Genomic DNA, 25,515 nt, shown 5'->3' with positions numbered 1-25,515 from the left:
CTTGCCTTAATAAGCTGCGCTGGTGTCATCAAGTAGTCAGTGTACGCAGCAGGTTCTTGTAGTCCTCGCGAATATCCGCGTCGGATTCCTTAAGTTCGTTGATCTTGCGGCACGCGTGCAAGACCGTGGTGTGGTCGCGACCGCCAAACACATCACCGATTTCCGGCAGGCTGTGGTTGGTCAGCTCTTTGGAGAGTGCCATGGCCACCTGACGAGGACGTGCGACCGAGCGCGAGCGGCGCTTGGACAGCAGGTCGGAAATCTTGATCTTGTAGTATTCGGCCACGGTGCGCTGGATGTTATCCACACTCACCAGCTTGTCTTGCAGCGCCAACAAGTCTTTCAGGGATTCGCGAATCAGCTCGATGGTGATGTCGCGGCCCATGAAGTGCGAGTGAGCGATGACGCGCTTGAGGGCGCCTTCCAGTTCACGCACGTTGGAGCGAATGCGTTGGGCAATGAAGAATGCCGCATCGTGTGGCAGATCGACTTTGGCCTGGTCGGCCTTCTTCATCAGGATCGCAACGCGGGTTTCCAATTCTGGCGGCTCGACCGCAACGGTCAGGCCCCAACCGAAACGGGATTTCAAGCGTTCTTCCAGGCCTTCGATTTCCTTCGGGTACCGGTCACTGGTCAAGATGACCTGCTGGCCACCTTCGAGCAGGGCGTTGAAGGTATGGAAGAACTCTTCCTGGGAACGTTCCTTGCGCGCAAAGAATTGAATGTCATCGATCAGCAAGGCATCAACGGAGCGGTAGAACCGCTTGAACTCGTTGATTGCGTTGAGCTGCAAGGCCTTGACCATGTCAGCCACGAAGCGCTCCGAGTGCAGGTACACGACCTTGGCATTCGGGTTCTTCTTTAATAGGTGGTTACCCACAGCGTGCATCAAGTGCGTCTTACCCAAGCCTACGCCGCCATAAAGGAAGAGCGGGTTGTAACCGTGCTTGGGGTTGTCGGCGACTTGCCAGGCAGCCGCGCGGGCCAACTGGTTGGATTTACCTTCGACGAAATTCTCAAAGGTAAAGGTGCGATTCAGATAGCTGGTGTGCTTGAGCGCGCCTTCGACTTGGACAGTGCGTTGTTCGGCACGCACCGGGGCCTGTTGTGAGCTGGCGCCGGCCATCGGGTCAAAGCTGTCGCGGGACGGCTCTTCGTGCTCTGGAGCATTCTTCTGCGCAGCAGATTTTGACGCCGCAGGTGCCGGGGCAGGCGGGGTGGCAACCGGAGCGGTCGCTACCTGGGCTTGCGATGCAGCAGCAGCCAGCGGTGCATTGGGTGCGGCGCGAGGTGCGGAACTACGTTTGCTGCCTATTAATAAGGAAAGCGCAGGCGCGAGTCCGTTGCCATGTTCGTCGAGCAATTCGAGAACGCGGCTCAGGTACTTCTCGTTGACCCAGTCGAGAACAAAACGATTCGGCGCGTAGACACGCAACTCGTCGCCTTCGGCTTCGACCTGTAGCGGACGGATCCAGGTGTTGAATTGCTGGGCAGGCAGCTCATCGCGCAAAAGCTCCACGCACTGCTGCCAAAGTTCCACTGACACGGATATCCCCTAAGTTGAAAGCCGGTGAGGCAAAAACAGCCGCCATTGTAGCGGCGAGACGCCCACTTATCCACATGTAGGTTGCTCACAGCACACCCAAAATCAATGCCTTAACCACAAAAAATACGACCAATGGTCTGTGCATAAGCTCTGTGGATAAGCGCGCCTGAGCTCGTTGTACAAGTGGGGTCGAAAGTCTGTGGGTAACTGGCCTGTGGATAACAACCTGTTTCACCCACAGCTTATCCGACAGCGCAGCACAGGGAGAGCACCGTTTTCCCCCGTAGTTGTCATTCTCTGTACAGCACGTAGAATCTAGCCTCAATGCAGTTATCCACAGACGATCTGTGCTCTAGCTTTTATAAGCTTTACAGAAAAGCTTTAAATAACTTCCTTCTTTATTTTTATATCTATGCCCAAGCACATGAAAGGCAGGCACACAGAAAAGAGCTTCCTGACCGTTAGAGATCTAATTAAAGGAAAAGCTGGTTGGAAATTGACCTAGAGGCTTGCTTTCTCTAGAATCGCCGGTCTCTTAAAACGGGGGCCATTCCGGCCCGTTGTGGACGAACCAGGTAACAACGCCATGAAACGTACTTTCCAACCAAGCACCATCAAACGCGCCCGTACCCACGGTTTCCGTGCTCGCATGGCTACCAAGAACGGCCGTGCAGTCCTGTCGCGTCGCCGCGCCAAAGGTCGTGCGCGTCTGGCAGTTTGATAATCCGGTACTGGTGGTGAGTCAGGACTTCAGTCGGGAAAAGCGTCTGCTAAACCCCCGGCACTTCAAGGCAGTCTTTGACTCCCCCACCGGCAAGGTTCCGGGGAAAAATCTCCTGCTCCTTGCGCGTAACAACGATCTTGATCACCCCCGTCTCGGGTTGGTGATTGGCAAGAAGAGCGTAAAGCTCTCCGTTGAGCGCAATCGCCTCAAGCGTCTGATGCGCGAATCGTTTCGCCTCCACCAGGACACTCTGGTTGGTTGGGATATTGTTATCGTCGCGCGCAAAGGCTTGGGGGATGTAGAAAACCCCGAATTGATTCAGCATTTCGGCAAGCTCTGGAAACGTTTGGCGCGTACCCACAAGCCAGCACCAGCAGTCAGCACCGAAACTGTAGGGGTAGACAGCCTTGATGCGTAAACTGGCCCTCGTTCCGATCCAGTTTTATCGCTACGCCATTAGTCCTCTGATGGCCAACCACTGTCGTTTCTACCCCAGTTGTTCTTGCTACGCGTTAGAGGCCATAGAAAATCATGGTCTTCTGCGCGGTGGCTGGCTGACCTTTCGTCGTTTAGGTCGCTGTCATCCGTGGAATCCCGGTGGTTATGACCCGGTTCCACCTATCCCTACCTCCCGTTCTTCTTCGATGGCCGAGTAATCATGGATATTAAACGCACGATCCTGATCGTCGCCCTGGCAATCGTGTCCTACGTCATGGTTCTTAATTGGAACCAGGACTATGGCCAGGCTGCCCTGCCGACTCAGAATGTTGCTACCAATCAGGCTGCGCCGGCTATTCCGGACACCCCGTTGGGTAACAATGCTTCCGCCAGTGCCGATGTACCCAGCGCGAATGCCGATACCAGCACCCCAGTTGAAACGCCGGTTATCACCAATAAAGACCTCATCCACGTAAAAACGGATGTGCTCGACCTGGCAATCGACCCACAAGGTGGTGATATCGCCCAGCTGAAGCTGCCGCTGTATCCACGTCGTCAGGATCACCCGGATGTTCCGTTCCAACTGTTCGATAACGGTGGCGAACGTATTTATCTGGCACAAAGTGGCCTGACCGGCACCAACGGTCCGGATGCACGTGCGACCGGTCGTCCGGTTTATTCGACCGAACAGAAGACTTACCAACTGGCTGATGCCCAGAACCAGTTGAACGTCGACCTGAAATTCAGCCTCGACGGCGTCAATTACATCAAGCGTTTCAGCTTCACCCGTGGTTTGTACGACTTGAAGGTCACTTATCTGATCGACAACGAAAGCGACAAGGCATGGACCGGCAACCTGTTTGCCCAATTGAAGCGTGACAACAGCGCCGATCCTTCTTCCAGCACTGCCACCGGCACCGCGACTTACTTGGGCGCCGCCCTGTGGACAAGTAGCGAGCCGTACAAAAAAGTGTCGATGAAAGATATCGACAAGGGCGCGCTGAAAGAAACCGTGCAAGGTGGCTGGGTTGCCTGGTTGCAACACTACTTCGTGACCGCTTGGATCCCGAACAAGGGTGAAGCCAACCTGGTGCAAACCCGCAAAGACAGCCAAGGCAACTACATCATTGGTTTTACTGGCCCGGCATTGACCGTGGCACCAGGCGCCAAGGCTGAAACCAGCGCTACCCTGTACGCCGGCCCGAAAAGCCAGGCAGTACTCAAGGAGTTGTCCCCAGGCCTGGAACTGACTGTGGACTACGGCATCCTGTGGTTCATTGCCCAGCCGATCTTCTGGTTGCTGCAACATATCCACAGCATTGTGGGTAACTGGGGCTTCTCGATCATCTTCCTGACCATGCTGATCAAAGGGATCTTCTTCCCGCTGTCGGCAGCCAGCTACAAGTCGATGGCGCGCATGCGTGCCGTGGCTCCGAAACTGGCGGCTCTGAAAGAACAACATGGTGATGACCGGCAGAAAATGTCCCAGGCCATGATGGAGCTGTACAAGAAAGAGAAGATCAACCCGTTGGGCGGTTGCTTGCCGATTCTCGTACAGATGCCGGTGTTCCTCTCGCTGTACTGGGTACTCCTGGAAAGCGTAGAAATGCGCCAGGCTCCGTTCATGCTGTGGATAACTGACCTGTCGATCAAAGACCCGTTCTTTATCCTGCCGATCATCATGGGCGCGACCATGTTCATCCAGCAGCGACTGAACCCGACTCCGCCGGATCCGATGCAGGCCAAGGTCATGAAAATGATGCCAATCATCTTCACCTTCTTCTTCCTGTGGTTCCCTGCTGGTCTGGTGCTGTACTGGGTGGTCAACAACGTGTTGTCGATCTCTCAACAGTGGTACATCACACGTAAAATCGAAGCGGCTACCAAAAAAGCTGCGGCGTAAATTACTCTGTGGATAACCACTCAAGACGCCCCCTAGTGGGGCGTTTTGCTTTCCGTCACTTTTGTTCTGGAACCTGCTGATGAGCGCTCCTCGTGAAACCATCGCTGCTGTCGCTACCGCTCAAGGTCGCGGCGGTGTCGGTATCGTTCGAATTTCCGGGCCGCTTGCAGGCGTGGCGGCCCAGGCCATCAGTGGCCGCGAGCTGAAGCCGCGCTATGCCCATTACGGCCCTTTCCTGGATGCTGACAAAAGCGTATTAGACGAGGGCCTGGCCCTGTATTTCCCGGGGCCGAACTCGTTTACCGGTGAAGATGTCCTGGAACTGCAGGGCCATGGCGGCCCGGTGGTGCTGGATATGCTGCTGCAGCGCTGCCTGCAATTGGGTTGCCGCCTGGCACGGCCCGGGGAATTCAGCGAGCGGGCGTTCCTGAATGACAAGCTTGATCTGGCCCAGGCCGAAGCAATTGCCGACTTGATCGAGGCCAGTTCTTCACAGGCAGCGCGCAATGCGTTGCGCTCGCTGCAGGGCGCGTTTTCCCTGCGTGTGCATAACCTGACCGAGCAACTGATCAGCCTGCGCATCTATGTGGAAGCGGCCATTGATTTCCCTGAAGAAGAAATCGACTTTCTTGCCGATGGTCACGTTCTGGCGATGCTGGACAAGGTTCGCGACGAGTTATCCACCGTCCTGCGTGAAGCGGGCCAAGGGGCGCTGTTGCGTGACGGCATGACGGTAGTAATTGCCGGCAGGCCGAATGCGGGCAAATCCAGCCTGCTGAACGCGTTGGCGGGCCGTGAAGCGGCGATCGTTACCGAGATTGCCGGCACCACACGGGACGTCCTGCGTGAACATATCCACATTGATGGCATGCCACTGCACGTGGTCGACACGGCCGGCTTGCGCGATACCGATGACCAGGTGGAAAAAATTGGTGTGGAGCGTGCGCTCAAGGCAATCGGTGAAGCGGATCGCGTGCTGTTGGTGGTGGATGCCACGGCGCCTGAGGCTGTAGATCCCTTTGCATTGTGGCCGGAATTTCTTGAGCAAAGGCCGGACCCGGCCAAAGTCACCTTGATCCGCAACAAGGCGGACCTGACCGGTGAAGCCATCGCGATGGAAACCAGTGCGGACGGGCATGTCACCATCAGCTTGAGTGCCAAGGCGGCCGGCGAAGGCCTGGAATTGCTCCGTGAGCACCTCAAGGCCTGCATGGGATACGAACAGACCTCGGAGAGCAGCTTCAGTGCACGCCGTAGGCACCTGGAAGCCCTGCGACACGCCAGCGCGGCGTTGGAGCACGGTCGGGCGCAGCTGACCCTGGCAGGTGCTGGAGAGCTGTTGGCCGAGGATCTGCGTCAAGCACAGCAACTGTTGGGGGAAATCACCGGGGCATTCAGCTCTGATGACTTGCTCGGTCGGATCTTTTCCAGCTTTTGCATCGGTAAATAACCTTTCGTTATCCACAGACAGGCCATTCGTGCCTGTCTGTTCTCCCCCTTTCGCCCGACACCTCCCGAATTTTCCTTCCGTCACCAAGACTTTGGAGGCATTCGCGTGGACGCCATTTGGCCCAGGAAGTGAATTTCTGTGGATTAAGCCCTGTGAATAACCGCCTCTGTGCCCAGTTGATAACAGGGCCTGAAACCTGAGTAAAAACCCGACTGTGGATAACCACCTCTTTCATCCACAGGCTTAGAGCACTTATCCAAGGGCCTCATTGGCACATGACCACAGACTTTTGAATCGCTGTACACCACGTAAATAAAGGGCTGTGTAAATCTATCCACAGAAAGGTAGGTCAGTAGAAATAAACATAAAAACAAAGATTTAATAAATTTCTCTCTTTTAATTTCTATTGTCTGTGATTCATCCACAGCTGGTTAAATTTTGTGCAAAGGGTTCTTTAGGAAGGGCTAAGTCCCTATACTTGCCGCCAAAGCTCTAAAACCCTTTCAACAAACAATTCCTGATTACCTACATAAGCAGGCACGAGGTGCGTGGTGGATTTCCCTTCCCGTTTTGAAGTGATCGTCATCGGCGGCGGTCATGCCGGTACCGAGGCAGCACTGGCGTCAGCACGCATGGGCGTAAAAACCCTGTTGCTGACGCATAACGTGGAAACCCTCGGTGCGATGAGTTGCAACCCCGCCATTGGTGGGATCGGCAAAAGCCATTTGGTCAAAGAAATCGACGCCCTCGGCGGCGTGATGGCCATGGCTACCGACAAGGGTGGTATTCAATTTCGCGTGCTGAACAGCCGCAAAGGCCCGGCCGTGCGCGCAACTCGGGCTCAAGCCGACCGTATCCTGTACAAGGCCGCGGTCCGCGAAACCCTGGAAAACCAGCCGAACCTGTGGATATTTCAACAGGCCGCCGATGACCTGATCGTCGAACAGGATCAGGTGCGCGGTGTTGTGACCCAGATGGGCCTGCGTTTCTTCGCGGAATCCGTGGTATTGACCACCGGTACGTTCCTCGGCGGACTTATCCACATCGGCATGCAGAACTATTCCGGCGGCCGCGCTGGTGATCCGCCCTCGATTGCCCTGGCAAAACGCCTGCGTGAATTGCCGCTGCGTGTCGGCCGCCTGAAAACCGGGACCCCGCCGCGTATTGACGGGCGTTCTGTGGATTTCTCGGTAATGACCGAGCAAGCCGGTGATACGCCTATCCCCGTGATGTCGTTCATGGGGTCCAAAGAGCAGCATCCGAAACAAGTCAGCTGCTGGATTACCCACACCAACGCCCGCACCCACGAAATCATTGCTGCGAACCTCGACCGTTCGCCGATGTATTCCGGGGTGATCGAAGGTATTGGTCCACGCTATTGTCCGTCGATTGAAGACAAGATCCACCGCTTTGCCGACAAGCAAAGCCACCAGGTCTTCATCGAGCCCGAAGGCTTGACCACCCACGAGCTGTACCCGAACGGGATTTCCACTTCCTTGCCGTTTGACGTGCAAATCCAGATCGTGCAGTCGATTCGCGGTATGGAAAATGCCCACATCGTGCGCCCGGGCTATGCCATCGAATACGACTACTTCGACCCGCGTGACCTGAAGTACAGCCTGGAAACCAAAGTGATCGGCGGCCTGTTCTTCGCCGGGCAAATCAACGGCACCACCGGTTACGAAGAAGCCGGTGCCCAAGGTTTGCTGGCCGGGACCAACGCAGCATTGCGCGCCCAGGGCAAAGACAGCTGGTGCCCGCGTCGCGATGAAGCGTACATCGGCGTGTTGGTCGACGACCTGATTACTCTGGGTACCCAGGAACCGTATCGGATGTTCACTTCGCGGGCGGAATACCGTCTGATCCTGCGCGAAGACAACGCCGACCTGCGTTTGACCGAAAAAGGTCGCGAGTTGGGCTTGGTCGACGACATGCGTTGGGCTGCCTTTTGCAAAAAGCGCGAAAGCATCGAGCTGGAAGAACAACGCTTGAAAAGCACCTGGGTTCGCCCCGGTACGGAGCAGGGCGATGCGATCGCCGAAAAATTCGGCACGCCGCTGACTCACGAATACAACTTGCTGAACCTGCTGTCTCGTCCGGAAATCGACTACGCTGGTCTGGTCGAAGTGACAGGCAATGGCGCGCAAGATCCACAGGTCGCGGAACAGGTCGAAATCAAGACCAAATACGCCGGTTACATTGATCGCCAACAGGATGAGATTGCTCGTCTGCGCGCCAGTGAAGACACCAAGCTGCCTGCGGATATCGACTACACCGGGATTTCCGGGTTGTCGAAAGAGATTCAAAGCAAGCTGGGGATAACTCGTCCAGAGACACTGGGCCAGGCTTCACGTATTCCCGGCGTCACCCCGGCAGCCATTTCGCTATTGATGATTCATTTGAAAAAACGCGGCGCGGGCCGTCAGTTGGAGCAAAGCGCTTGAGTTCGTTGGTCACCTCGCAACACGCCGAAGAGTTATCCACAGGTGCGCGCCAGTTGGGCGTTGACCTGACTGCAGCCCAGCATGAACTGCTGCTGGGTTACCTGGCCCTGTTGATCAAGTGGAACAAGGCTTACAACCTGACTGCCGTGCGTGATCCGGACGAAATGGTGTCCCGCCACTTGCTCGACAGTTTGAGCGTGATGCCATTCATCGAAAACGGCCGCTGGCTCGACGTGGGCAGTGGAGGCGGCATGCCGGGTATTCCACTGGCGATCCTGTTTCCCGAGTCCCAAGTGACTTGCCTGGACAGCAACGGCAAGAAAACCCGCTTCCTGACCCAGGTCAAACTCGAACTCAAGCTGGATAACCTGCAAGTTATCCACAGTCGCGTCGAAGCCTTCACGCCTGAACAGCCTTTCAACGGAATTGTTTCCCGGGCGTTCAGCAGCATGGAGAACTTCAGCAACTGGACTCGCCACCTGGGCGACCGCGACACCCGCTGGCTGGCAATGAAGGGCGTCCATCCAAGCGATGAGCTGTTAGCATTGCCGGCAGACTTCCACCTCGATAGCGAACACGCCTTGGCCGTACCCGGTTGCCAAGGCCAACGCCATCTGCTGATACTGCGCCGCACGGCATGATTGGGAACACAAGCAAGAATGGCTAAGGTATTCGCGATAGCGAACCAGAAAGGTGGCGTGGGCAAAACCACCACCTGCATCAACCTCGCAGCATCCCTGGTCGCTACCAAGCGCCGGGTGCTGTTGATCGATCTTGATCCACAGGGCAACGCCACCATGGGTAGCGGTGTGGATAAACACGGCCTGGAAAACTCGGTCTACGACTTGCTGATTGGCGAGTGCGACCTGGCCCAGGCCATGCACTTCTCCGAACACGGTGGTTATCAACTGCTGCCGGCCAACCGCGACTTGACCGCGGCGGAAGTGGTGCTGCTGGAAATGCAGATGAAAGAAAGCCGTCTGCGCAGCGCTTTGGCGCCGATCCGCGAGAATTACGATTACATTTTGATTGACTGCCCGCCGTCGCTGTCGATGCTCACGCTTAATGCATTGGTGGCCGCCGATGGGGTGATTATCCCCATGCAGTGCGAGTACTACGCACTGGAAGGTCTGAGCGACCTTGTGGATAACATCAAGCGTATCGCCGAGTTGCTCAACCCGAACCTGCAGATCGAAGGTCTTTTGCGCACCATGTTCGATCCGCGCCTGAGCCTGATGAACGATGTGTCGGCGCAGCTCAAGGAACACTTTGGCGACCAGTTGTACGACACGGTGATCCCACGCAACATCCGTTTGGCCGAAGCGCCCAGTTACGGCATGCCGGCGCTGGCGTATGACAAACAATCCCGTGGCGCACTGGCCTACCTGGCCCTTGCCGGCGAGATGGTTCGTCGCCAACGCCGCAACTCACGCACCGCTGCTGCCCAGCCAACTTAAGGAATCCCCATGGCCGTCAAGAAACGAGGTCTCGGACGTGGACTGGATGCACTGCTGAGTGGTCCGACCGTCACGTCGCTTGAAGAACAAGCGGTACAGGCCGACGAGCGCGAGTTGCAGCACCTGCCCCTGGACCTGATCCAGCGTGGCAAATATCAGCCACGCCGAGACATGGACCCCCAGGCGCTGGAGGAACTCGCCAATTCGATCAAGGCCCAGGGCGTGATGCAGCCAATCGTGGTACGCCCAATCGGTGGTGGGCGCTTCGAGATCATCGCCGGTGAACGCCGCTGGCGCGCCAGCCAGCAGGCCGGCAAGGAAACCATCCCGGCCATGGTGCGCGACGTGCCGGATGAAACCGCCATCGCTATGGCATTGATCGAGAACATCCAACGCGAAGACCTCAACCCGATCGAAGAAGCGATTGCGTTGCAGCGTCTGCAGCAGGAATTCCAGCTGACTCAGCAGCAAGTGGCCGAGGCGGTGGGTAAATCCCGCGTGACGGTGTCCAACCTGCTGCGCCTGATCGCTCTGCCGGAAGTCATCAAGACCATGTTGTCCCACGGCGACCTGGAAATGGGCCACGCCCGTGCTTTGCTCGGTTTGCCCGAAAATCAACAGGTTGAAGGGGCGCGACACGTTGTCGCACGGGGGCTCACCGTTCGTCAGACCGAAGCCCTGGTTCGCCAGTGGCTCAGCGGCAAACCTGCACCGGTCGAAACAGCCAAACCTGATCCGGATATCGCGCGCCTCGAGCAGCGCCTAGCCGAGCGCCTGGGCTCTGCGGTGCAAATTCGCCATGGCAAGAAAGGCAAAGGGCAATTGGTGATCGGATATAACTCACTCGATGAGCTTCAGGGCGTCCTTGCCCACATCCGCTGAAACATTTGCTTATGTAGCGCGCGATCGGAAAACACTACCCGACAGTTGAATAGGGGCTGAACCGCCCCTATACTCTGCGCGCATTTTGTCGGCACAAATTATGCCAAGTTATTGATTTCCGGCAGCCGACCATTGAGGAGCAAGAGTGATGGAAACCCGCACGCCAAACACGTTGCCGTTCCATCGCTTGGCCGTTTTTCCGGTTTTATTGGCTCAATTTGTCATTTTGCTGATCGCCGCATTGGCGCTTTGGTATTGGCATGGAGTCGTTGCCGGATATTCAGGACTCTGCGGAGGCCTGATAGCCTTGCTGCCCAATATGTATTTTGCTCACAGGGCCTTTCGGTTTTCCGGCGCCCGAGCAGCCCAGGCTATCGTCCGGTCCTTTTATGCCGGCGAGGCGGGGAAACTGATTTTGACGGCAGTGCTGTTTGCACTGACCTTTGCAGGTGTGAAGCCATTGGCGCCGCTGGCTGTATTCGGCGTCTTCGTGTTGACCCAACTGGTCAGCTGGTTCGCTCCCCTGCTAATGAAAACAAGACTTTCGAGACCTTAGGGCGTTTGAGGCAACCATGGCAGAAACAACCGCTTCGGGCTATATCCAGCACCACTTGCAGAACCTGACCTTCGGTCAGCTACCCAATGGCGGCTGGGGCTTTGCCCACTCCGCAGCAGAAGCCAAAGAAATGGGTTTCTGGGCTTTCCACCTGGATACTCTGGGCTGGTCGGTCGCATTGGGTCTGATCTTCGTCCTGATTTTCCGCATGGCGGCAAAGAAGGCGACTTCCGGTCAGCCAGGTGCTTTGCAGAACTTCGTTGAAGTATTGGTCGAATTCGTCGATGGCAGCGTGAAAGACAGCTTCCATGGCCGTAGCCCGGTGATTGCACCGCTGGCACTGACCATCTTCGTCTGGGTGTTCCTGATGAACGCCGTCGACCTGGTACCGGTCGACTGGATTCCTCAGCTGGCCATCCTGATCTCCGGCGATCACCACATTCCATTCCGTGCGGTTTCCACCACGGACCCTAACGCCACCCTGGGCATGGCCCTGTCGGTGTTCGCGTTGATCATTTTCTACAGCATCAAGGTCAAGGGCATCGGCGGCTTCATCGGCGAACTGACCCTGCACCCGTTCGGCAGCAAGAACATCTTCGTTCAAGCCCTGCTGATTCCGGTGAACTTCCTGCTGGAGTTCGTGACCCTGGTCGCCAAGCCGATCTCCCTGGCCCTGCGACTGTTCGGCAACATGTATGCCGGCGAGCTGGTGTTCATCCTGATCGCTGTGATGTTCGGCAGCGGCCTGCTCTGGCTTAGCGGCCTGGGCGTAGTTCTGCAGTGGGCGTGGGCTGTGTTCCACATCCTGATCATCACCCTGCAGGCCTTCATCTTCATGATGCTGACCATCGTCTACCTGTCGATGGCGCACGAAGAGAACCATTAAGACCAGTCTCGACTAGTCTGATGTCCTTCCCGGTGAAACGGGAAGGTGGCCCAACAGGGCTATGAAACGATTTGTTTTACCGCTTTAAAATCTAAAAAACCTAAACCATACGACGTAAAAGTCGGGAGGAAAGATGGAAACTGTAGTTGGTCTAACCGCTATCGCTGTTGCACTGTTGATCGGCCTGGGCGCCCTGGGTACTGCCATTGGTTTCGGCCTGCTGGGCGGCAAATTCCTGGAAGGCGCAGCGCGTCAGCCAGAGATGGTCCCAATGCTGCAAGTTAAAATGTTCATCGTCGCCGGCCTGCTCGACGCCGTGACCATGATCGGCGTTGGTATCGCTCTGTTCTTCACCTTCGCGAACCCCTTCGTTGGTCAACTCGCTGGCTAATCACTCGACTTTTCGAGTGATTGGGGTGATGGACAACGAATGAGCGAGGTGTTGGCGTGAACATTAATGCAACCCTGATTGGCCAATCCGTTGCGTTCTTCATTTTTGTAGTGTTTTGCATGAAGTTCGTGTGGCCTCCGGTCATCGCGGCTTTGCACGAACGTCAGAAGAAGATCGCGGACGGTTTGGACGCTGCCACCCGTGCAGCTCGCGACCTGGAGTTGGCCCAAGAGAAAGCGGGTCATCAACTGCGCGAAGCTAAGGCACAGGCAGCTGAAATCATTGAGCAAGCCAAGAAACGCGGTAACCAGATCGTCGAAGAGGCTGTTGAAAAAGCCCGCGTCGAAGCTGACCGTGTGAAGGCTTCGGCTCATGCCGAGATCGAACAGGAACTGAACGGCGTCAAAGACGCGCTGCGTGCCCAACTGGGTGCTCTGGCGGTCGGCGGTGCTGAGAAGATCCTCGGTGCCACAATCGATCAAAACGCGCACGCGGAGCTGGTTAACAAACTGGCTGCTGAAATTTAAGCGAGGGCGATCATGGCAGAACTGACCACGTTGGCCCGACCTTACGCCAAGGCAGCCTTCGAGCACGCCCAGGCCCACCAGCAGCTGGCCTCTTGGTCAGCCATGCTCGGCCTGGCAGCAGCGGTGTCGCAAGACGACACCATGCAGCGCGTGCTCAAGGCCCCGCGCCTGACGAGCGCAGACAAGGCCGCCACTTTTATTGAAGTGTGCGGCGACAAGTTTGATGTGAAGGCACAGAACTTCATCAATGTCGTTGCCGAAAACGACCGTCTCCCGCTGTTGCCGGAGATCGCCGCTCTGTTCGACCTGTACAAGGCCGAAGAAGAGAAGTCGGTAGACGTTGAAGTGACCAGTGCTTTTGCATTGAACCAAGAACAGCAAGACAAACTCGCCAAGGTTCTCAGTGCACGACTCAATCGGGAAGTGCGCCTGCAAGCTTCGGAGGACGCATCACTGATCGGTGGTGTTGTTATCCGTGCCGGCGACCTGGTTATCGATGGCTCGATTCGCGGCAAAATCGCGAAACTTGCCGAAGCATTGAAATCTTGAGTTTGAAGGGGCAGCAGAGCAATGCAGCAACTCAATCCTTCCGAAATAAGTGAAATTATCAAGGGCCGCATCGACAAGCTCGATGTGACCTCCCAAGCCCGTAACGAAGGCACTGTCGTCAGCGTATCTGACGGCATCGTGCGGATTCACGGTCTGGCCGACGTCATGTACGGCGAGATGATCGAGTTTCCGGGCGGCGTCTACGGTATGGCCCTCAACCTGGAGCAAGACTCCGTAGGTGCCGTTGTATTGGGCGCGTACACCAGTCTGGCTGAAGGCATGAGCGCCAAGTGCACTGGCCGCATCCTGGAAGTTCCTGTTGGTAAGGAACTGCTGGGTCGCGTTGTCGACGCACTGGGTAACCCTGTTGACGGTAAAGGTCCACTGGGCAACACCGAGACCGACGCGGTCGAGAAAGTTGCTCCAGGCGTGATCTGGCGTAAGTCGGTAGACCAGCCAGTACAGACTGGCTACAAGGCTGTCGATGCCATGATCCCAGTCGGCCGTGGCCAGCGTGAGCTGATCATCGGTGACCGTCAGATCGGTAAGACCGCTCTGGCGATCGACGCGATCATCAACCAGAAAGACAGCGGCATTTTCTGCGTCTACGTAGCCATCGGTCAGAAACAATCGACCATCGCCAACGTGGTTCGCAAGCTGGAAGAAAACGGCGCCCTGGCCAACACGATCATCGTGGCTGCCAGTGCTTCGGAATCTCCTGCGCTGCAATTCCTGGCACCGTACTCCGGTTGCACCATGGGCGAATACTTCCGCGACCGCGGTGAAGACGCGCTGATCGTTTATGACGATCTGTCCAAGCAAGCAGTGGCTTACCGCCAGATTTCCCTGCTGCTGCGTCGTCCACCAGGCCGTGAAGCTTACCCAGGCGACGTGTTCTATCTCCACTCCCGTCTGCTGGAGCGCGCATCCCGCGTTTCGGAAGAGTACGTAGAGAAGTTCACCAACGGCGCAGTGACCGGCAAAACCGGTTCCCTGACCGCACTGCCGATCATCGAAACCCAGGCTGGCGACGTTTCCGCGTTCGTTCCGACCAACGTGATTTCCATCACCGACGGTCAGATCTTCCTGGAATCGGCCATGTTCAACTCGGGCATCCGCCCTGCAGTGAACGCCGGTGTTTCGGTATCCCGTGTGGGCGGTGCCGCTCAGACCAAGATCATCAAGAAGCTCTCCGGTGGTATCCGTACCGCTCTGGCTCAGTACCGTGAACTGGCGGCATTCGCCCAGTTCGCTTCTGACCTGGACGAAGCGACCCGTAAGCAACTTGAGCATGGTCAGCGCGTTACCGAGCTGATGAAGCAGAAGCAATACGCCCCAATGTCGATCGCTGACATGGCGTTGTCGCTGTATGCCGCTGAGCGTGGGTTCCTGACTGACGTCGAAATCACCAAGGTCGGCAGCTTCGAACAAGCGCTGATTGCTTACTTCAACCGCGATCACGCCGACTTGTTGGCCAAGATCAACGTGAAGGGTGACTTCAATGACGAAATCGACGCTGGCATGAAAGCCGGTATCGAGAAGTTCAAGGCCACCCAAACCTGGTAAGCCGCAGCGGGAGCCGCAAGGCTCCCGCTTGCTAACCTGATAGGTGTTACATGGCAGGCGCAAAAGAGATTCGCAGTAAGATTGCGAGCATCAAAAGCACGCAAAAAATTACCAGCGCCATGGAAAAAGTGGCGGTCAGCAAAATGCGCAAGGCACAAATGCGCATGGCTGCTAGCCGTCCTTATGCGGAGCGTATCCGCCAGGTAATTGGGCATTTGGCCAACGCCAACCCGGAATACCGCCACCCGTTCATGATCGACCGCGAAGTTAAGCGTGTGGGTTATGTGGTAGTGAGCAGTGACCGTGGTTTGTGCGGTGGTTTGAATACCAACCTGTTCAAGGCCCTGGTCAAGGACATGGCGGTAAACCGCGAAAAGGGCGTCGAGATCGATCTGTGTGTTGTTGGTAGCAAGGGTGCGGCCTTTTTCCGTAACTTCGGCGGTAACGTCGTTGCAGCTATCAGCCACCTGGGTGAAGAGCCGTCGATCAATGATTTGATCGGCAGTGTGAAGGTGATGCTGGATGCGTACCTGGAAGGCCGGATTGACCGCCTGTCCGTGGTATCCAACAAGTTCATCAACACCATGACCCAGCAGCCAACCGTGGAGCAATTGATTCCACTGGTGGCGACTCCGGATCAGGAACTCAAGCACCACTGGGACTACCTCTACGAACCAGACGCCAAAGAGCTGCTTGACGGCTTGATGGTGCGCTACGTGGAGTCGCAGGTGTACCAGGCGGTGGTCGAGAACAACGCAGCTGAACAAGCGGCGCGGATGATCGCGATGAAAAACGCTACCGATAACGCCGGTGATCTGATCAGCGATTTGCAGCTGATCTACAACAAGGCGCGTCAGGCTGCGATCACCCAAGAGATCTCGGAAATCGTCGGCGGCGCTGCCGCGGTTTAACGGTTCAAATATTCAGAGGATCCAGCTATGAGTAGCGGACGTATCGTTCAAATCATCGGCGCCGTTATCGACGTGGAATTTCCACGCGACAGCGTACCGAGCATCTACAACGCGCTGAAAGTACAAGGCGCGGAAACTACCCTGGAAGTTCAGCAGCAGCTGGGCGACGGCGTAGTTCGTACCATTGCGATGGGTTCCACCGAAGGCTTGAAGCGCGGTCTGGACGTTGTCGACTCTGGCGCAGCCATCTCCGTACCGGTCGGTAAAGCGACCCTGGGCCGGATCATGGACGTACTGGGCAACCCGATCGACGAAGCTGGCCCGATTGCCACCGACGAGCGTTGGGGCATCCACCGCGCTGCACCGTCGTTCGCCGAGCAAGCTGGCGGCAACGACCTGCTGGAAACCGGCATCAAGGTTATCGACCTGGTTTGCCCGTTCGCCAAAGGCGGTAAAGTGGGTCTGTTCGGTGGTGCCGGTGTAGGCAAGACCGTAAACATGATGGAACTGATCCGTAACATCGCCATCGAGCACAGCGGTTATTCCGTGTTCGCCGGTGTGGGTGAGCGTACTCGTGAGGGTAACGACTTCTACCACGAGATGAAGGACTCCAACGTTCTGGACAAAGTGGCACTGGTTTACGGTCAGATGAACGAGCCGCCGGGAAACCGTCTGCGCGTAGCACTGACTGGCCTGACCATGGCCGAGAAGTTCCGTGACGAAGGTAACGACGTTCTGCTGTTCGTCGACAACATCTACCGTTACACCTTGGCCGGTACTGAAGTATCCGCACTGCTGGGCCGTATGCCTTCGGCAGTAGGTTACCAGCCGACCCTGGCCGAAGAGATGGGCGTTCTGCAAGAACGTATCACTTCGACCAAAGAAGGTTCGATCACCTCGATCCAAGCGGTATACGTACCTGCGGATGACTTGACTGACCCGTCGCCTGCGACCACCTTCGCCCACTTGGACGCCACCGTCGTACTGTCCCGTGACATCGCTTCCCTGGGTATCTACCCAGCGGTCGATCCACTCGACTCGACTTCGCGCCAGCTGGACCCGAACGTGATCGGCCAGGAGCACTACGACACCGCTCGCGGCGTTCAGTACGTGCTGCAGCGTTACAAAGAACTGAAGGACATCATTGCGATCCTGGGTATGGACGAGCTGTCGGAAGCCGACAAGCAGTTGGTAAACCGTGCTCGTAAGATCCAGCGTTTCTTGTCGCAGCCGTTCTTCGTGGCTGAAGTCTTCACCGGTGCATCGGGTAAATACGTTTCCCTGAAAGACACCATTGCTGGCTTCAAAGGCATCCTCAACGGTGACTACGACCACCTGCCAGAACAAGCGTTCTACATGGTCGGCGGCATCGAAGAAGCGATCGAGAAAGCCAAGAAACTGTAATCCAAGCGCCCGGAAACGGGCGCTCATCAGGTTGAGGCAATCAGATGGCTATGACAGTCCATTGCGATATCGTCAGCGCGGAAGGGGAAATTTTCTCCGGTCTGGTAGAGATGGTGATTGCACACGGCGAATTGGGTGACCTTGGTATTGCCATGGGCCACGCACCGCTGATCACCAGCTTGAAGCCAGGTCCGATCACTCTGACCAAGCAAGGCGGGGACAAGGAGGTGTTTTACATCTCCGGTGGTTTCCTCGAGGTTCAGCCGAACATGGTCAAGGTACTTGCCGACACCGTGCAACGTGCTGGCGACCTGGATGAAGCCTCCGCTCAGGAAGCCGTCAAGGCTGCTGAGAAGGCCCTGAACGAAAAGGGTGCGGACTTCGACTACAGCGCTGCTGCTGTACGTCTGGCCGAGGCTGCAGCCCAGCTGCGCACGCTCCAGCAGATCCGCAAGAAGTAAGCGGCCACGCCGTCATGCTTCAAGCGCGATTGATTAAAAAGGGTAGCCTCGGCTACCCTTTTTCTTTTTCAGCAAAACACTTCTCTGGTCTGAAGCCGGACCGCCCAGGATTGGTAGCCATTCATGTCTCTTGAAATCGTCATTCTCGCCGCAGGCCAGGGCACCCGCATGCGTTCGGCCCTGCCCAAGGTGCTGCACCCGGTTGCCGGCAATTCCATGCTGGGTCATGTTATCCACAGCGCCCGGCAACTTGATCCACAACGCATCCACGTGGTGATCGGCCACGGCGCCGATGTGGTGCGTGAACGCCTGGCGGCCGATGACCTGAATTTCGTATTGCAAGACCAGCAACTCGGCACCGGCCACGCCACCGCGCAAGCCGTGCCATTTATCACCGCCGACACCGTGCTGATCCTCTACGGCGACGTGCCGCTGATCGAAGTCGACACCCTGCAGCGCCTGCTCAAGCACGTGGTGCCTGGCCAAATGGGCCTGCTCACCGTAGAGCTGGATGACCCCACCGGCTACGGTCGCATTGTGCGTGACGCAAGCGGAAAGGTTGCTGCAATCGTCGAGCACAAAGATGCCAGCGAAGCCCAGCGCGCCATCACCGAAGGCAACACCGGCATTATGGCGGTGCCTGCCAACAAGCTCGCCGACTGGATGAGCCGCCTGTCCAACAACAACGCCCAGGGCGAGTACTACCTCACTGACGTCATCGAGATGGCCGTGAGCGATGGCCTGCTGGTTGCCACGGAACAGCCCCACGACCCGATGGAAGTGCAGGGCGCCAACGACCGCAAGCAGCTGGCAGAGCTTGAGCGTCACTACCAGCTCCGTGAAGGCCGCCGCCTGATGGCCCAGGGCGTAACCCTGCGCGACCCGGCTCGCTTTGATGTACGCGGCGAAGTCACCGTCGGCCGTGACGTGCTGATCGATATCAACGTGATCCTAGAGGGCCGCGTGATCATCGAAGACGACGTGGTGATCGGGCCTAACTGCGTGATCAAGGACAGCACCCTGCGCAAAGGCGTGGTGGTCAAAGCCAACAGCCACCTTGACGGCGCGATCATGGGCGAGGGCAGCGATGCCGGCCCGTTTGCGCGTCTACGTCCTGGCACAGTGATGGGGGCCAGGGCACATGTGGGTAACTTCGTTGAATTGAAAAACGCGCGTATGGGCGACGACGCAAAGGCTGGCCACCTAGCCTACCTCGGTGACGCAGTCATCGGCGCTCGCAGCAACATTGGTGCGGGTGCAATTACCTGCAACTACGATGGCGCCAACAAATACCAGACAACTATCGGTGAAGACGTATTCATCGGTTCCAACAACTCCCTGATTGCACCTGTCACCATTGGTGATGGCTCGAATACCGCAGCGGGTTCGACGATCAATCAGGATGTGGATAAGTCTCAGCTGGCTGTCGCCCGTGCCCGCCAGCGCAATATCGACGGCTGGAAACGCCCGGTCAAAATCAAGAAGAGCTGAGTTATCCACAGCTCTATGGCCTAGTGAGGTTCCCCTGTGGGAGCTGGCTTGCCTGCGATAGCGGTCTGACATCCAAGACGGGTGTCGCCTGACACTCCGCTATCGCAGGCAAGCCAGCTCCCACATTTGGTTTGTGATTTCCCAAAAATTTTCAACGCCCCCGCTTGACGATCTTTCGCCAATAGGTTTTTATTGCCTTCGTTATCTTTCGAAACGAAACTTATCATCACCATGTCGAAACGAAATACACCCCAACGGCGCCACAACATTCTGACTTTGCTCAATGAACAGGGCGAAGTCAGCGTGGACGAATTGGCCAAGCGTTTCGAAACCTCGGAAGTCACCATCCGCAAGGACCTGGCCGCCCTCGAAAGCAATGGCCTGTTGCTGCGCCGCTACGGCGGTGCCATCACCATGCCCCAGGAACTGGTGGGTGACGCCGCCCAGCCCATCTCGGTGTATAAGCGCGCCATCGCGCGTGCCGCCGTGATGCGCCTGCGCGAGCACGCCCGCATCATCATCGACAGCGGCAGCACCACCGCCGCCATGATCCCGGAGCTGGGCCACCAGCCCGGCCTGGTGGTGATGACCAACTCCCTGCATGTGGCCAGCGCCTTGAGTGAGCTGGAACACGAACCGGTGCTGTTGATGACCGGTGGCACCTGGGACCCGCATTCGGACTCGTTCCAGGGTCAGGTTGCCGAGCAGGTACTGCGTTCCTACGACTTTGATCAACTGTTCATCGGCGCCGACGGCATCGATCTGCAGCGCGGTACCACCACCTTCAACGAACTGTTGGGCCTGAGCCGTGTGATGGCCGAGGTCGCCCGTGAAGTGGTGGTGATGGTCGAATCCGACAAGATCGGCCGCAAGATTCCCAACCTGGAACTGCCCTGGAGCAGCGTCCATACCCTTATCACCGATGATCGCCTGCCGCTTGAGGCCCGCGACCAGATCCAAGCCCGCGGCATTACGCTGATATGCGCGGCAATCATCTAGGAGAAACACCATGTGTGGAATTGTAGGCGCAGTCGCTGAACGCAACGTCACCGCCATCTTGCTCGAAGGCCTCAAGCGCCTGGAATACCGCGGCTATGACAGCGCCGGCGTGGCGGTCTTCACCAACGCCGGCAAGCTTGAGCGCATGCGTCGCCCGGGCAAGGTCAGCGAGTTGGAGCAGGCCCTGGCCGGCGAGCCGCTGGTAGGTCGTTTGGGCATCGCCCACACCCGTTGGGCCACCCACGGTGCGCCCTGCGAGCGTAACGCCCACCCGCATTTCTCCGGCGACCTGGCCGTGGTGCACAACGGCATCATCGAAAACCACGAAGTGCTGCGTGAACAACTCAAGGGCCTGGGCTACGCGTTCACCTCGGACACCGACACCGAAGTCATCGCGCACCTGCTGAACCACAAGCTCAAGACCCTGGGCGACCTGACCGTGGCCCTGAAAGCCACCGTGAAGGAACTGCACGGTGCCTACGGCTTGGCCGTCGTGTCCGCCAGCCAACCCGACCGCGTGGTTGCCGCCCGCAGTGGCAGCCCGCTGGTGATCGGCCTGGGCCTGGGAGAAAACTTCCTCGCCTCCGATCAACTGGCCCTGCGCCAGGTCACTGACCGCTTCATGTACCTGGAAGAGGGCGATATTGCCGACATCCGCCGTGAAAGCGTGCAGATCTGGGACGTCAACGGCAATTCCGTCGAGCGCGAAGCGGTGCAATACCGCGACGGTGCCGAGGCTGCCGATAAAGGCGAGTTCCGCCACTTCATGCTCAAGGAAATCCACGAGCAACCGTCCGTGGTGCAACGCACCCTTGAAGGTCGCCTGAGCCAGAATCAAGTACTGGTCAACGCCTTCGGCCCGCAAGCCGCCGAGCTGTTCGCCAAAGTGCGCAATGTGCAGATCGTCGCCTGCGGCACCAGCTACCACGCCGGTATGGTTGCCCGTTACTGGCTGGAAGAACTGGCCGGTATCCCGTGCCAGGTCGAAGTCGCCAGTGAGTTCCGCTATCGCAAGGTGGTGGTGCAACCCGATACCCTGTTCGTGACCATCTCCCAGTCCGGCGAAACCGCCGACACCCTGGCTGCACTGCGTAATGCCAAGGAGCTGGGTTTCCTCGGCAGCCTGGCGATCTGCAACGTCAGCATCAGCTCCCTGGTGCGTGAATCCGACCTGACCCTGCTCACCCAGGCCGGTCGCGAAATCGGCGTAGCGTCCACCAAGGCCTTCACCACCCAGTTGGTCGGCCTGCTGTTGCTGACCTTGTCCCTGGGCCAAGTGCGCGGCACCCTCGCCGAGGGCGTCGAAGCCACGCTGGTAGAAGAACTGCGCCGCCTGCCCACCCGCCTGGGCGAAGCCTTGGCCATGGACAGCACCGTGGAAAAAGTCGCCGAGCTGTTCGCCGACAAGAACCACACCCTGTTCCTCGGCCGTGGTGCGCAATACCCGGTGGCGATGGAGGGGTCGCTCAAGCTCAAGGAAATTTCGTACATCCACGCCGAAGCCTACCCGGCCGGCGAGCTGAAACACGGCCCGCTGGCCCTGGTGGATGACGACATGCCGGTGGTGACTGTTGCGCCCAACAACGAACTGCTGGAGAAGCTAAAGTCGAACCTGCAGGAAGTGCGCGCCCGTGGCGGCCAATTGATCGTCTTCGCTGACGAAAAAGCCGGCATGACCAACGGTGAAGGCACCCACGTCATCAACATGCCGCACATCCACGACACCCTGTCGCCGATCCTCTATACCATCCCGCTGCAGTTGCTGTCGTACTACGTTGCCGTGCTCAAGGGCACCGACGTCGACCAGCCGCGCAACCTGGCGAAGTCGGTGACCGTGGAGTAAACCGTCATGAATCGACTGGCTGCCATGGAAGCCTTGGTACGCGTCATTGAAACCGGTTCGTTTTCCGGTGCGGCACGCCAGCTTCACGTGGGGCAGCCAGCGATTTCAAAAGCCATCGCCCTGCTGGAAGAGCGGCTGGGCGTGCGCCTGCTGCTGCGTTCTACCCACGGCCTGACGCCCACCGAAGCCGGACAAAACTTCTACGAACACGCCAAGCGTTCGATCGAAGAGGCTGACGAGGCGGACATGGCCGCGCGGGGAGCCGCGATGGCGCTCACCGGCCGTTTGCGGATTTGCGCCGCCGTGACCTTTGCACGGCTGCACATCGTGCCGCACCTGGGGCTGTTCCTCGCGGAGCACCCGTCGCTGGAGGTCGAGGTGGTGCTGGATGATCGCAACGTCGATCTCATCGAAGCCGGCATCGACGTGGCGCTGAGAATGGGCGACCTGGTCGACTCCGGTTTGACCGCCAGGAAAATCGCCCAGTCTCGCCGCCTGGTGCTCGGCACACCGGCCTATTTCGAAAGCGCTGGCGAGCCGCAGGTACCTGCGGATGTGGCGTCCCATCAAGCCGTCGTCTACGACCAACGGGGCGGTGGCGCGGTGTGGGCGTTTCAGCAAGGTTCGGAAAAAACCACTGTGACCGTTCGCGGGCGGCTGCGCATCAGTGCGGCTGAAGGTATTCGTGAAGCGGTGCTGGCGGGGCTGGGCCTCACTATCTCCTCCGAATGGATGTTCGCACCCGAGCTACAGGCCGGAACCGTGAAACCCGTGCTGCAAGACTGGACACTGCCCTCGATCGACCTGTGGGCCGTGTTTCCCACGGGTCGTCAGGCCAGCGCCAAGGCGCGGGCTTTTGTTGCGTTCGTGGAATCGCGGATGGCAACGGCATCCCCGCCGACCTGATCCTCTTGCTCAAGGCCAAGCTATTCTGATCTGGAATAACCTTCATGCTTGGTCACCCTCTACAAGGCATGCACCTCCGTCAGTACCGTTGAGTCCTTGGTCCGTAACCCACGGGCACTCAACAGGTGGAGCACTGCATGGCCAGGCTACAAGGCAAGGTCGCCGTCATCACGGGCGGTAACAGCGGTATCGGGCTGGCGACAGCCAAGCGTTTCGTCGATGAAGGCGCCAGCGTTTTCATCTTCGGCCGCCGGCAAGCCGAACTGGACAACGCCGTCACCCTGATTGGTGGCGACATCACGGCGGTACAGGGCGACGCGTCCGAACCCCGCGACCTCGACCGGCTCTACGCGACGGTCGAGCAGGCGAAGGGCAAGCTGGATGTACTGTTTGCCAACGCGGGTGTGGTGGAGCTTCGCCCCCTGGAGGCGTTTTCCACCGAACACTACGACAAGACCTTCGACGTCAACGTGCGCGGCCTCGCGCTCACCGTGCAGAAAGCGTTGCCGCTGCTGCGCGATGGCGCCAGCGTCATCCTCACCGGCTCGATTGCCGGGGTCAAAGGCTATCCCACCTACGGCACCTACAGCGCCAGCAAGGCGGCGGTCCGTTCGTTCGCACGCACCTGGACGATGGAGCTGAAAGACCGCGGCATCCGAGTCAACACCCTCAGCCCGGGCGCCATCGATACACCGATCATGGACAGCCAGGTGTCCACGCCCGAAGAGGCTGTCGCCCTGCGCGTTCAATTCGCACACGCCACTCCGCTCGGTCGCCTTGGCCGGCCTGAAGAGGTGGCGTCGGTTGCCCTCTTTCTCGCCTCTGAAGACAGCAGCTTCGTGGCCGGTATCGACCTGTTTGTCGATGGCGGCATCGCCCAGGTCTAGTCACCGCATCCACTCAAAAACACGGAACTCATCATGACCAAGCTATTCAGCGCTACCCAAGTCGGCACCCTCAACCTGGCTCACCGCGTCGTGCTTGCACCGCTTACCCGCCTGCGCACCGAAGCCGGTGATGTACCCGGCGACTTGATGGTCGAGTACTACACCCAGCGCGCCACCCAAGGCGGGTTGCTGATCGCCGAAGCCACCAGCGTGTCGCCCATGGGCATCGCCTATGCACTGGCGCCTGGCATCTACACCGATGCGCAAGTGGCCGGCTGGAAGCGTGTGACCGACGCCGTGCACGCCAAAGGCGCCAGCATCTACCTGCAAATCTGGCACGGCGGCCGCCAGGCGCACCCGGGTAACCTGGACGGTGCGCAACCCGTCGCCCCTTCGGCAATTCGCGGTGAAGAAAAATCGGTGATCCGCGACGGTGACAGCATCGCCGAGGTGGATCAGGTGGTGCCCCGTGCGCTCCGTCTCGAAGAGATCCCAGGCGTCATCGAAGAATTCCGCCGTGGGGCAGAACGCGCCAAGGCTGCAGGCTTTGACGGTGTAGAACTGCATGGCGCCAACGGTTACCTGCCGGACCAGTTCCTGCAGGACGGCTCCAACCACCGCGACGACGCTTACGGCGGCCCGATCGAGAACCGCGCGCGGTTCATGCTCGAAGTCGTCGAGGCTCTGATCTCGGTGTGGGGTGGTAACCGCGTGGCGGTGCGCATTTCTCCGAGCGGTCAGTTCGGCACCATGTCCGACAGCAACCCGGCCGCGACCTTCGGCTACCTGGCCGAGGCACTCAACCGCTTCGGCCTGGCCTATCTGCACGTCATTGAGCCGCGCATTCGCGGTTACGAAGACATCGAGTTGAACGTCCCTGCCGTGGCCTCCAAAAGCCTGCGCGGTATCTTCAAGGGGCCGATCCTGGCGGCTGGCGGATTTTCCCGGGACACCGCCGAGGAAATCCTCGCGGCGGGCGATGCCGACCTGGTCGCGTTCGGCCGGCTCTTCATCTCCAACCCCGACCTGCCGGAGCGCCTGCGCAGCGGCGCGCCTCTTAATGATTACGACCGCAACACCTTCTACGGCGGCCGTGGTGAGGGTTACATCGATTACAGCTTCCTCGGCGAAGTCGTCGCCTGACGCTGTCTTTGTGGCGAAGGCGCTTGCTCCCGCTGGACTGCGTAACAGTCCCCAAAAGAGCGGGGGCCGCTTCGCGCCCCAGCGGGAGCAAGCTCCCTCGCCACAAGGATGTGAGTGTTCGATTATGCGTAAACGAACCTTCACGAAATAA

Annotated in this window: 25 protein-coding genes; 24 read left to right on the top strand and 1 reads right to left on the bottom strand. The window is 58.3% G+C overall.

The genetic code is table 11. The features are described from left to right. Window positions 1–28 precede the first annotated feature (28 nt). A complete protein-coding gene (dnaA, locus tag ACVWVP_RS03075; RefSeq protein WP_178920920.1) occupies window positions 29–1,546 on the bottom strand; it encodes a chromosomal replication initiator protein DnaA in 1,518 nt (505 codons plus the stop codon). 586 nt (window positions 1,547–2,132) lie between these two features. Between dnaA and rpmH the strand changes: the two genes are divergently transcribed. The 24 genes from rpmH to ACVWVP_RS02955 all read left to right on the top strand — a co-directional run bounded on the left by rpmH (window position 2,133) and on the right by ACVWVP_RS02955 (window position 25,364). Then, complete coding sequence (gene rpmH / locus ACVWVP_RS03070; protein WP_003213577.1) at window positions 2,133–2,267, top strand: 50S ribosomal protein L34; 135 nt, start codon at window positions 2,133–2,135, stop codon at window positions 2,265–2,267. A 13-nt stretch (window positions 2,268–2,280) separates the two neighbouring features. Then, window positions 2,281–2,688, top strand: coding sequence for a ribonuclease P protein component (gene rnpA / locus ACVWVP_RS03065; protein WP_457404489.1), 408 nt, complete (start codon window positions 2,281–2,283; stop codon window positions 2,686–2,688). Continuing rightward, complete coding sequence (yidD, locus tag ACVWVP_RS03060; RefSeq protein WP_003213574.1) at window positions 2,681–2,926, top strand: membrane protein insertion efficiency factor YidD; 246 nt, start codon at window positions 2,681–2,683, stop codon at window positions 2,924–2,926. Before rnpA ends, yidD begins: the two co-directional genes overlap by 8 nt. Window positions 2,927–2,928: 2 nt before the next feature. Then, window positions 2,929–4,611, top strand: a complete 1,683-nt coding sequence (gene yidC, locus ACVWVP_RS03055) for a membrane protein insertase YidC (protein WP_457404454.1) — start codon at window positions 2,929–2,931, stop codon at window positions 4,609–4,611. Window positions 4,612–4,690: 79 nt separating this feature from the next. Then, window positions 4,691–6,061: a tRNA uridine-5-carboxymethylaminomethyl(34) synthesis GTPase MnmE gene (gene mnmE / locus ACVWVP_RS03050; RefSeq protein ID WP_259172450.1), complete on the top strand. Its 1,371-nt coding sequence runs from the start codon at window positions 4,691–4,693 to the stop codon at window positions 6,059–6,061. A 551-nt stretch (window positions 6,062–6,612) separates the two neighbouring features. Further along, entirely contained in the window at window positions 6,613–8,505 is a 1,893-nt protein-coding gene (gene mnmG, locus ACVWVP_RS03045) for a tRNA uridine-5-carboxymethylaminomethyl(34) synthesis enzyme MnmG (protein ID WP_457404453.1), read from the top strand. Then, complete coding sequence (gene rsmG / locus ACVWVP_RS03040; protein ID WP_090401325.1) at window positions 8,502–9,146, top strand: 16S rRNA (guanine(527)-N(7))-methyltransferase RsmG; 645 nt, start codon at window positions 8,502–8,504, stop codon at window positions 9,144–9,146. Before mnmG ends, rsmG begins: the two co-directional genes overlap by 4 nt. Window positions 9,147–9,164: 18 nt before the next feature. After that, the gene (locus tag ACVWVP_RS03035; protein ID WP_176994571.1) at window positions 9,165–9,962 is read left to right on the top strand and encodes a ParA family protein; all 798 of its coding nucleotides are present in this window, start codon (window positions 9,165–9,167) and stop codon (window positions 9,960–9,962) included. Window positions 9,963–9,971: 9 nt separating this feature from the next. Further along, window positions 9,972–10,844, top strand: coding sequence for a ParB/RepB/Spo0J family partition protein (locus tag ACVWVP_RS03030; protein WP_016970690.1), 873 nt, complete (start codon window positions 9,972–9,974; stop codon window positions 10,842–10,844). A gap of 148 nt (window positions 10,845–10,992) precedes the next feature. Next, complete coding sequence (locus tag ACVWVP_RS03025) at window positions 10,993–11,400, top strand: F0F1 ATP synthase subunit I (protein WP_071485335.1); 408 nt, start codon at window positions 10,993–10,995, stop codon at window positions 11,398–11,400. A gap of 16 nt (window positions 11,401–11,416) precedes the next feature. Beyond that, the gene (gene atpB / locus ACVWVP_RS03020) at window positions 11,417–12,286 is read left to right on the top strand and encodes a F0F1 ATP synthase subunit A (RefSeq protein WP_058424360.1); all 870 of its coding nucleotides are present in this window, start codon (window positions 11,417–11,419) and stop codon (window positions 12,284–12,286) included. 133 nt (window positions 12,287–12,419) lie between these two features. Then, the gene (gene atpE / locus ACVWVP_RS03015; protein ID WP_002555987.1) at window positions 12,420–12,677 is read left to right on the top strand and encodes a F0F1 ATP synthase subunit C; all 258 of its coding nucleotides are present in this window, start codon (window positions 12,420–12,422) and stop codon (window positions 12,675–12,677) included. Window positions 12,678–12,733: 56 nt separating this feature from the next. Further along, complete coding sequence (locus ACVWVP_RS03010) at window positions 12,734–13,204, top strand: F0F1 ATP synthase subunit B (protein WP_060756576.1); 471 nt, start codon at window positions 12,734–12,736, stop codon at window positions 13,202–13,204. 12 nt (window positions 13,205–13,216) lie between these two features. Beyond that, window positions 13,217–13,753, top strand: a complete 537-nt coding sequence (locus ACVWVP_RS03005; RefSeq protein WP_016970693.1) for a F0F1 ATP synthase subunit delta — start codon at window positions 13,217–13,219, stop codon at window positions 13,751–13,753. Between the two features lie 21 nt (window positions 13,754–13,774). Next, a complete protein-coding gene (gene atpA / locus ACVWVP_RS03000; RefSeq protein WP_016970694.1) occupies window positions 13,775–15,319 on the top strand; it encodes a F0F1 ATP synthase subunit alpha in 1,545 nt (514 codons plus the stop codon). Window positions 15,320–15,369: 50 nt separating this feature from the next. Continuing rightward, the gene (atpG, locus tag ACVWVP_RS02995; RefSeq protein ID WP_010207685.1) at window positions 15,370–16,230 is read left to right on the top strand and encodes a F0F1 ATP synthase subunit gamma; all 861 of its coding nucleotides are present in this window, start codon (window positions 15,370–15,372) and stop codon (window positions 16,228–16,230) included. Between the two features lie 27 nt (window positions 16,231–16,257). Continuing rightward, on the top strand, window positions 16,258–17,634 hold the full coding sequence (gene atpD, locus ACVWVP_RS02990; RefSeq protein ID WP_178920928.1) for a F0F1 ATP synthase subunit beta: 1,377 nt from the start codon (window positions 16,258–16,260) through the stop codon (window positions 17,632–17,634). Between the two features lie 44 nt (window positions 17,635–17,678). After that, window positions 17,679–18,095, top strand: a complete 417-nt coding sequence (locus tag ACVWVP_RS02985) for a F0F1 ATP synthase subunit epsilon (RefSeq protein ID WP_178920930.1) — start codon at window positions 17,679–17,681, stop codon at window positions 18,093–18,095. Between the two features lie 123 nt (window positions 18,096–18,218). Next, the gene (glmU, locus tag ACVWVP_RS02980; protein WP_259172446.1) at window positions 18,219–19,586 is read left to right on the top strand and encodes a bifunctional UDP-N-acetylglucosamine diphosphorylase/glucosamine-1-phosphate N-acetyltransferase GlmU; all 1,368 of its coding nucleotides are present in this window, start codon (window positions 18,219–18,221) and stop codon (window positions 19,584–19,586) included. Between the two features lie 231 nt (window positions 19,587–19,817). After that, window positions 19,818–20,585, top strand: coding sequence for a DeoR/GlpR family DNA-binding transcription regulator (locus ACVWVP_RS02975; RefSeq protein ID WP_122716288.1), 768 nt, complete (start codon window positions 19,818–19,820; stop codon window positions 20,583–20,585). A 10-nt stretch (window positions 20,586–20,595) separates the two neighbouring features. Next, a complete protein-coding gene (gene glmS / locus ACVWVP_RS02970) occupies window positions 20,596–22,428 on the top strand; it encodes a glutamine--fructose-6-phosphate transaminase (isomerizing) (protein WP_178920934.1) in 1,833 nt (610 codons plus the stop codon). 6 nt (window positions 22,429–22,434) lie between these two features. Next, entirely contained in the window at window positions 22,435–23,334 is a 900-nt protein-coding gene (locus tag ACVWVP_RS02965; RefSeq protein WP_457404452.1) for a LysR family transcriptional regulator, read from the top strand. Window positions 23,335–23,471: 137 nt separating this feature from the next. After that, window positions 23,472–24,221 (top strand): SDR family NAD(P)-dependent oxidoreductase, encoded by a 750-nt coding sequence (locus ACVWVP_RS02960; protein WP_457404451.1) that lies wholly within the window; start codon window positions 23,472–23,474, stop codon window positions 24,219–24,221. A 33-nt stretch (window positions 24,222–24,254) separates the two neighbouring features. Next, window positions 24,255–25,364 (top strand): alkene reductase, encoded by a 1,110-nt coding sequence (locus ACVWVP_RS02955; protein WP_457404450.1) that lies wholly within the window; start codon window positions 24,255–24,257, stop codon window positions 25,362–25,364. The last annotated feature ends 151 nt before the right edge of the window (window positions 25,365–25,515 follow it).

The organism is Pseudomonas sp. TE24901, from assembly GCF_054058375.1.
This window is presented reverse-complemented; position numbering and strand designations above follow the sequence as displayed.

Excerpts from the sequence above, each read along its gene's own strand:
- yidD (WP_003213574.1), top strand. The coding sequence starts at position 2,681 with ATGCGTAAACTGGCCCTCGTTCCGATCCAGTTTTATCGCTACGCCATT.
- ACVWVP_RS03005 (WP_016970693.1), top strand. The coding sequence starts at position 13,217 with ATGGCAGAACTGACCACGTTGGCCCGACCTTACGCCAAGGCAGCCTTC.
- rpmH (WP_003213577.1), top strand. The coding sequence starts at position 2,133 with ATGAAACGTACTTTCCAACCAAGCACCATCAAACGCGCCCGTACCCAC.
- ACVWVP_RS02975 (WP_122716288.1), top strand. The coding sequence starts at position 19,818 with ATGTCGAAACGAAATACACCCCAACGGCGCCACAACATTCTGACTTTG.
- atpB (WP_058424360.1), top strand. The coding sequence starts at position 11,417 with ATGGCAGAAACAACCGCTTCGGGCTATATCCAGCACCACTTGCAGAAC.
- ACVWVP_RS02985 (WP_178920930.1), top strand. The coding sequence starts at position 17,679 with ATGGCTATGACAGTCCATTGCGATATCGTCAGCGCGGAAGGGGAAATT.
- glmS (WP_178920934.1), top strand. The coding sequence starts at position 20,596 with ATGTGTGGAATTGTAGGCGCAGTCGCTGAACGCAACGTCACCGCCATC.
- atpD (WP_178920928.1), top strand. The coding sequence starts at position 16,258 with ATGAGTAGCGGACGTATCGTTCAAATCATCGGCGCCGTTATCGACGTG.
- ACVWVP_RS03030 (WP_016970690.1), top strand. The coding sequence starts at position 9,972 with ATGGCCGTCAAGAAACGAGGTCTCGGACGTGGACTGGATGCACTGCTG.
- mnmE (WP_259172450.1), top strand. The coding sequence starts at position 4,691 with ATGAGCGCTCCTCGTGAAACCATCGCTGCTGTCGCTACCGCTCAAGGT.
- ACVWVP_RS02960 (WP_457404451.1), top strand. The coding sequence starts at position 23,472 with ATGGCCAGGCTACAAGGCAAGGTCGCCGTCATCACGGGCGGTAACAGC.
- ACVWVP_RS02955 (WP_457404450.1), top strand. The coding sequence starts at position 24,255 with ATGACCAAGCTATTCAGCGCTACCCAAGTCGGCACCCTCAACCTGGCT.
- glmU (WP_259172446.1), top strand. The coding sequence starts at position 18,219 with ATGTCTCTTGAAATCGTCATTCTCGCCGCAGGCCAGGGCACCCGCATG.
- atpG (WP_010207685.1), top strand. The coding sequence starts at position 15,370 with ATGGCAGGCGCAAAAGAGATTCGCAGTAAGATTGCGAGCATCAAAAGC.
- yidC (WP_457404454.1), top strand. The coding sequence starts at position 2,929 with ATGGATATTAAACGCACGATCCTGATCGTCGCCCTGGCAATCGTGTCC.
- ACVWVP_RS02965 (WP_457404452.1), top strand. The coding sequence starts at position 22,435 with ATGAATCGACTGGCTGCCATGGAAGCCTTGGTACGCGTCATTGAAACC.
- ACVWVP_RS03035 (WP_176994571.1), top strand. The coding sequence starts at position 9,165 with ATGGCTAAGGTATTCGCGATAGCGAACCAGAAAGGTGGCGTGGGCAAA.
- atpE (WP_002555987.1), top strand. The coding sequence starts at position 12,420 with ATGGAAACTGTAGTTGGTCTAACCGCTATCGCTGTTGCACTGTTGATC.
- atpA (WP_016970694.1), top strand. The coding sequence starts at position 13,775 with ATGCAGCAACTCAATCCTTCCGAAATAAGTGAAATTATCAAGGGCCGC.
- ACVWVP_RS03025 (WP_071485335.1), top strand. The coding sequence starts at position 10,993 with ATGGAAACCCGCACGCCAAACACGTTGCCGTTCCATCGCTTGGCCGTT.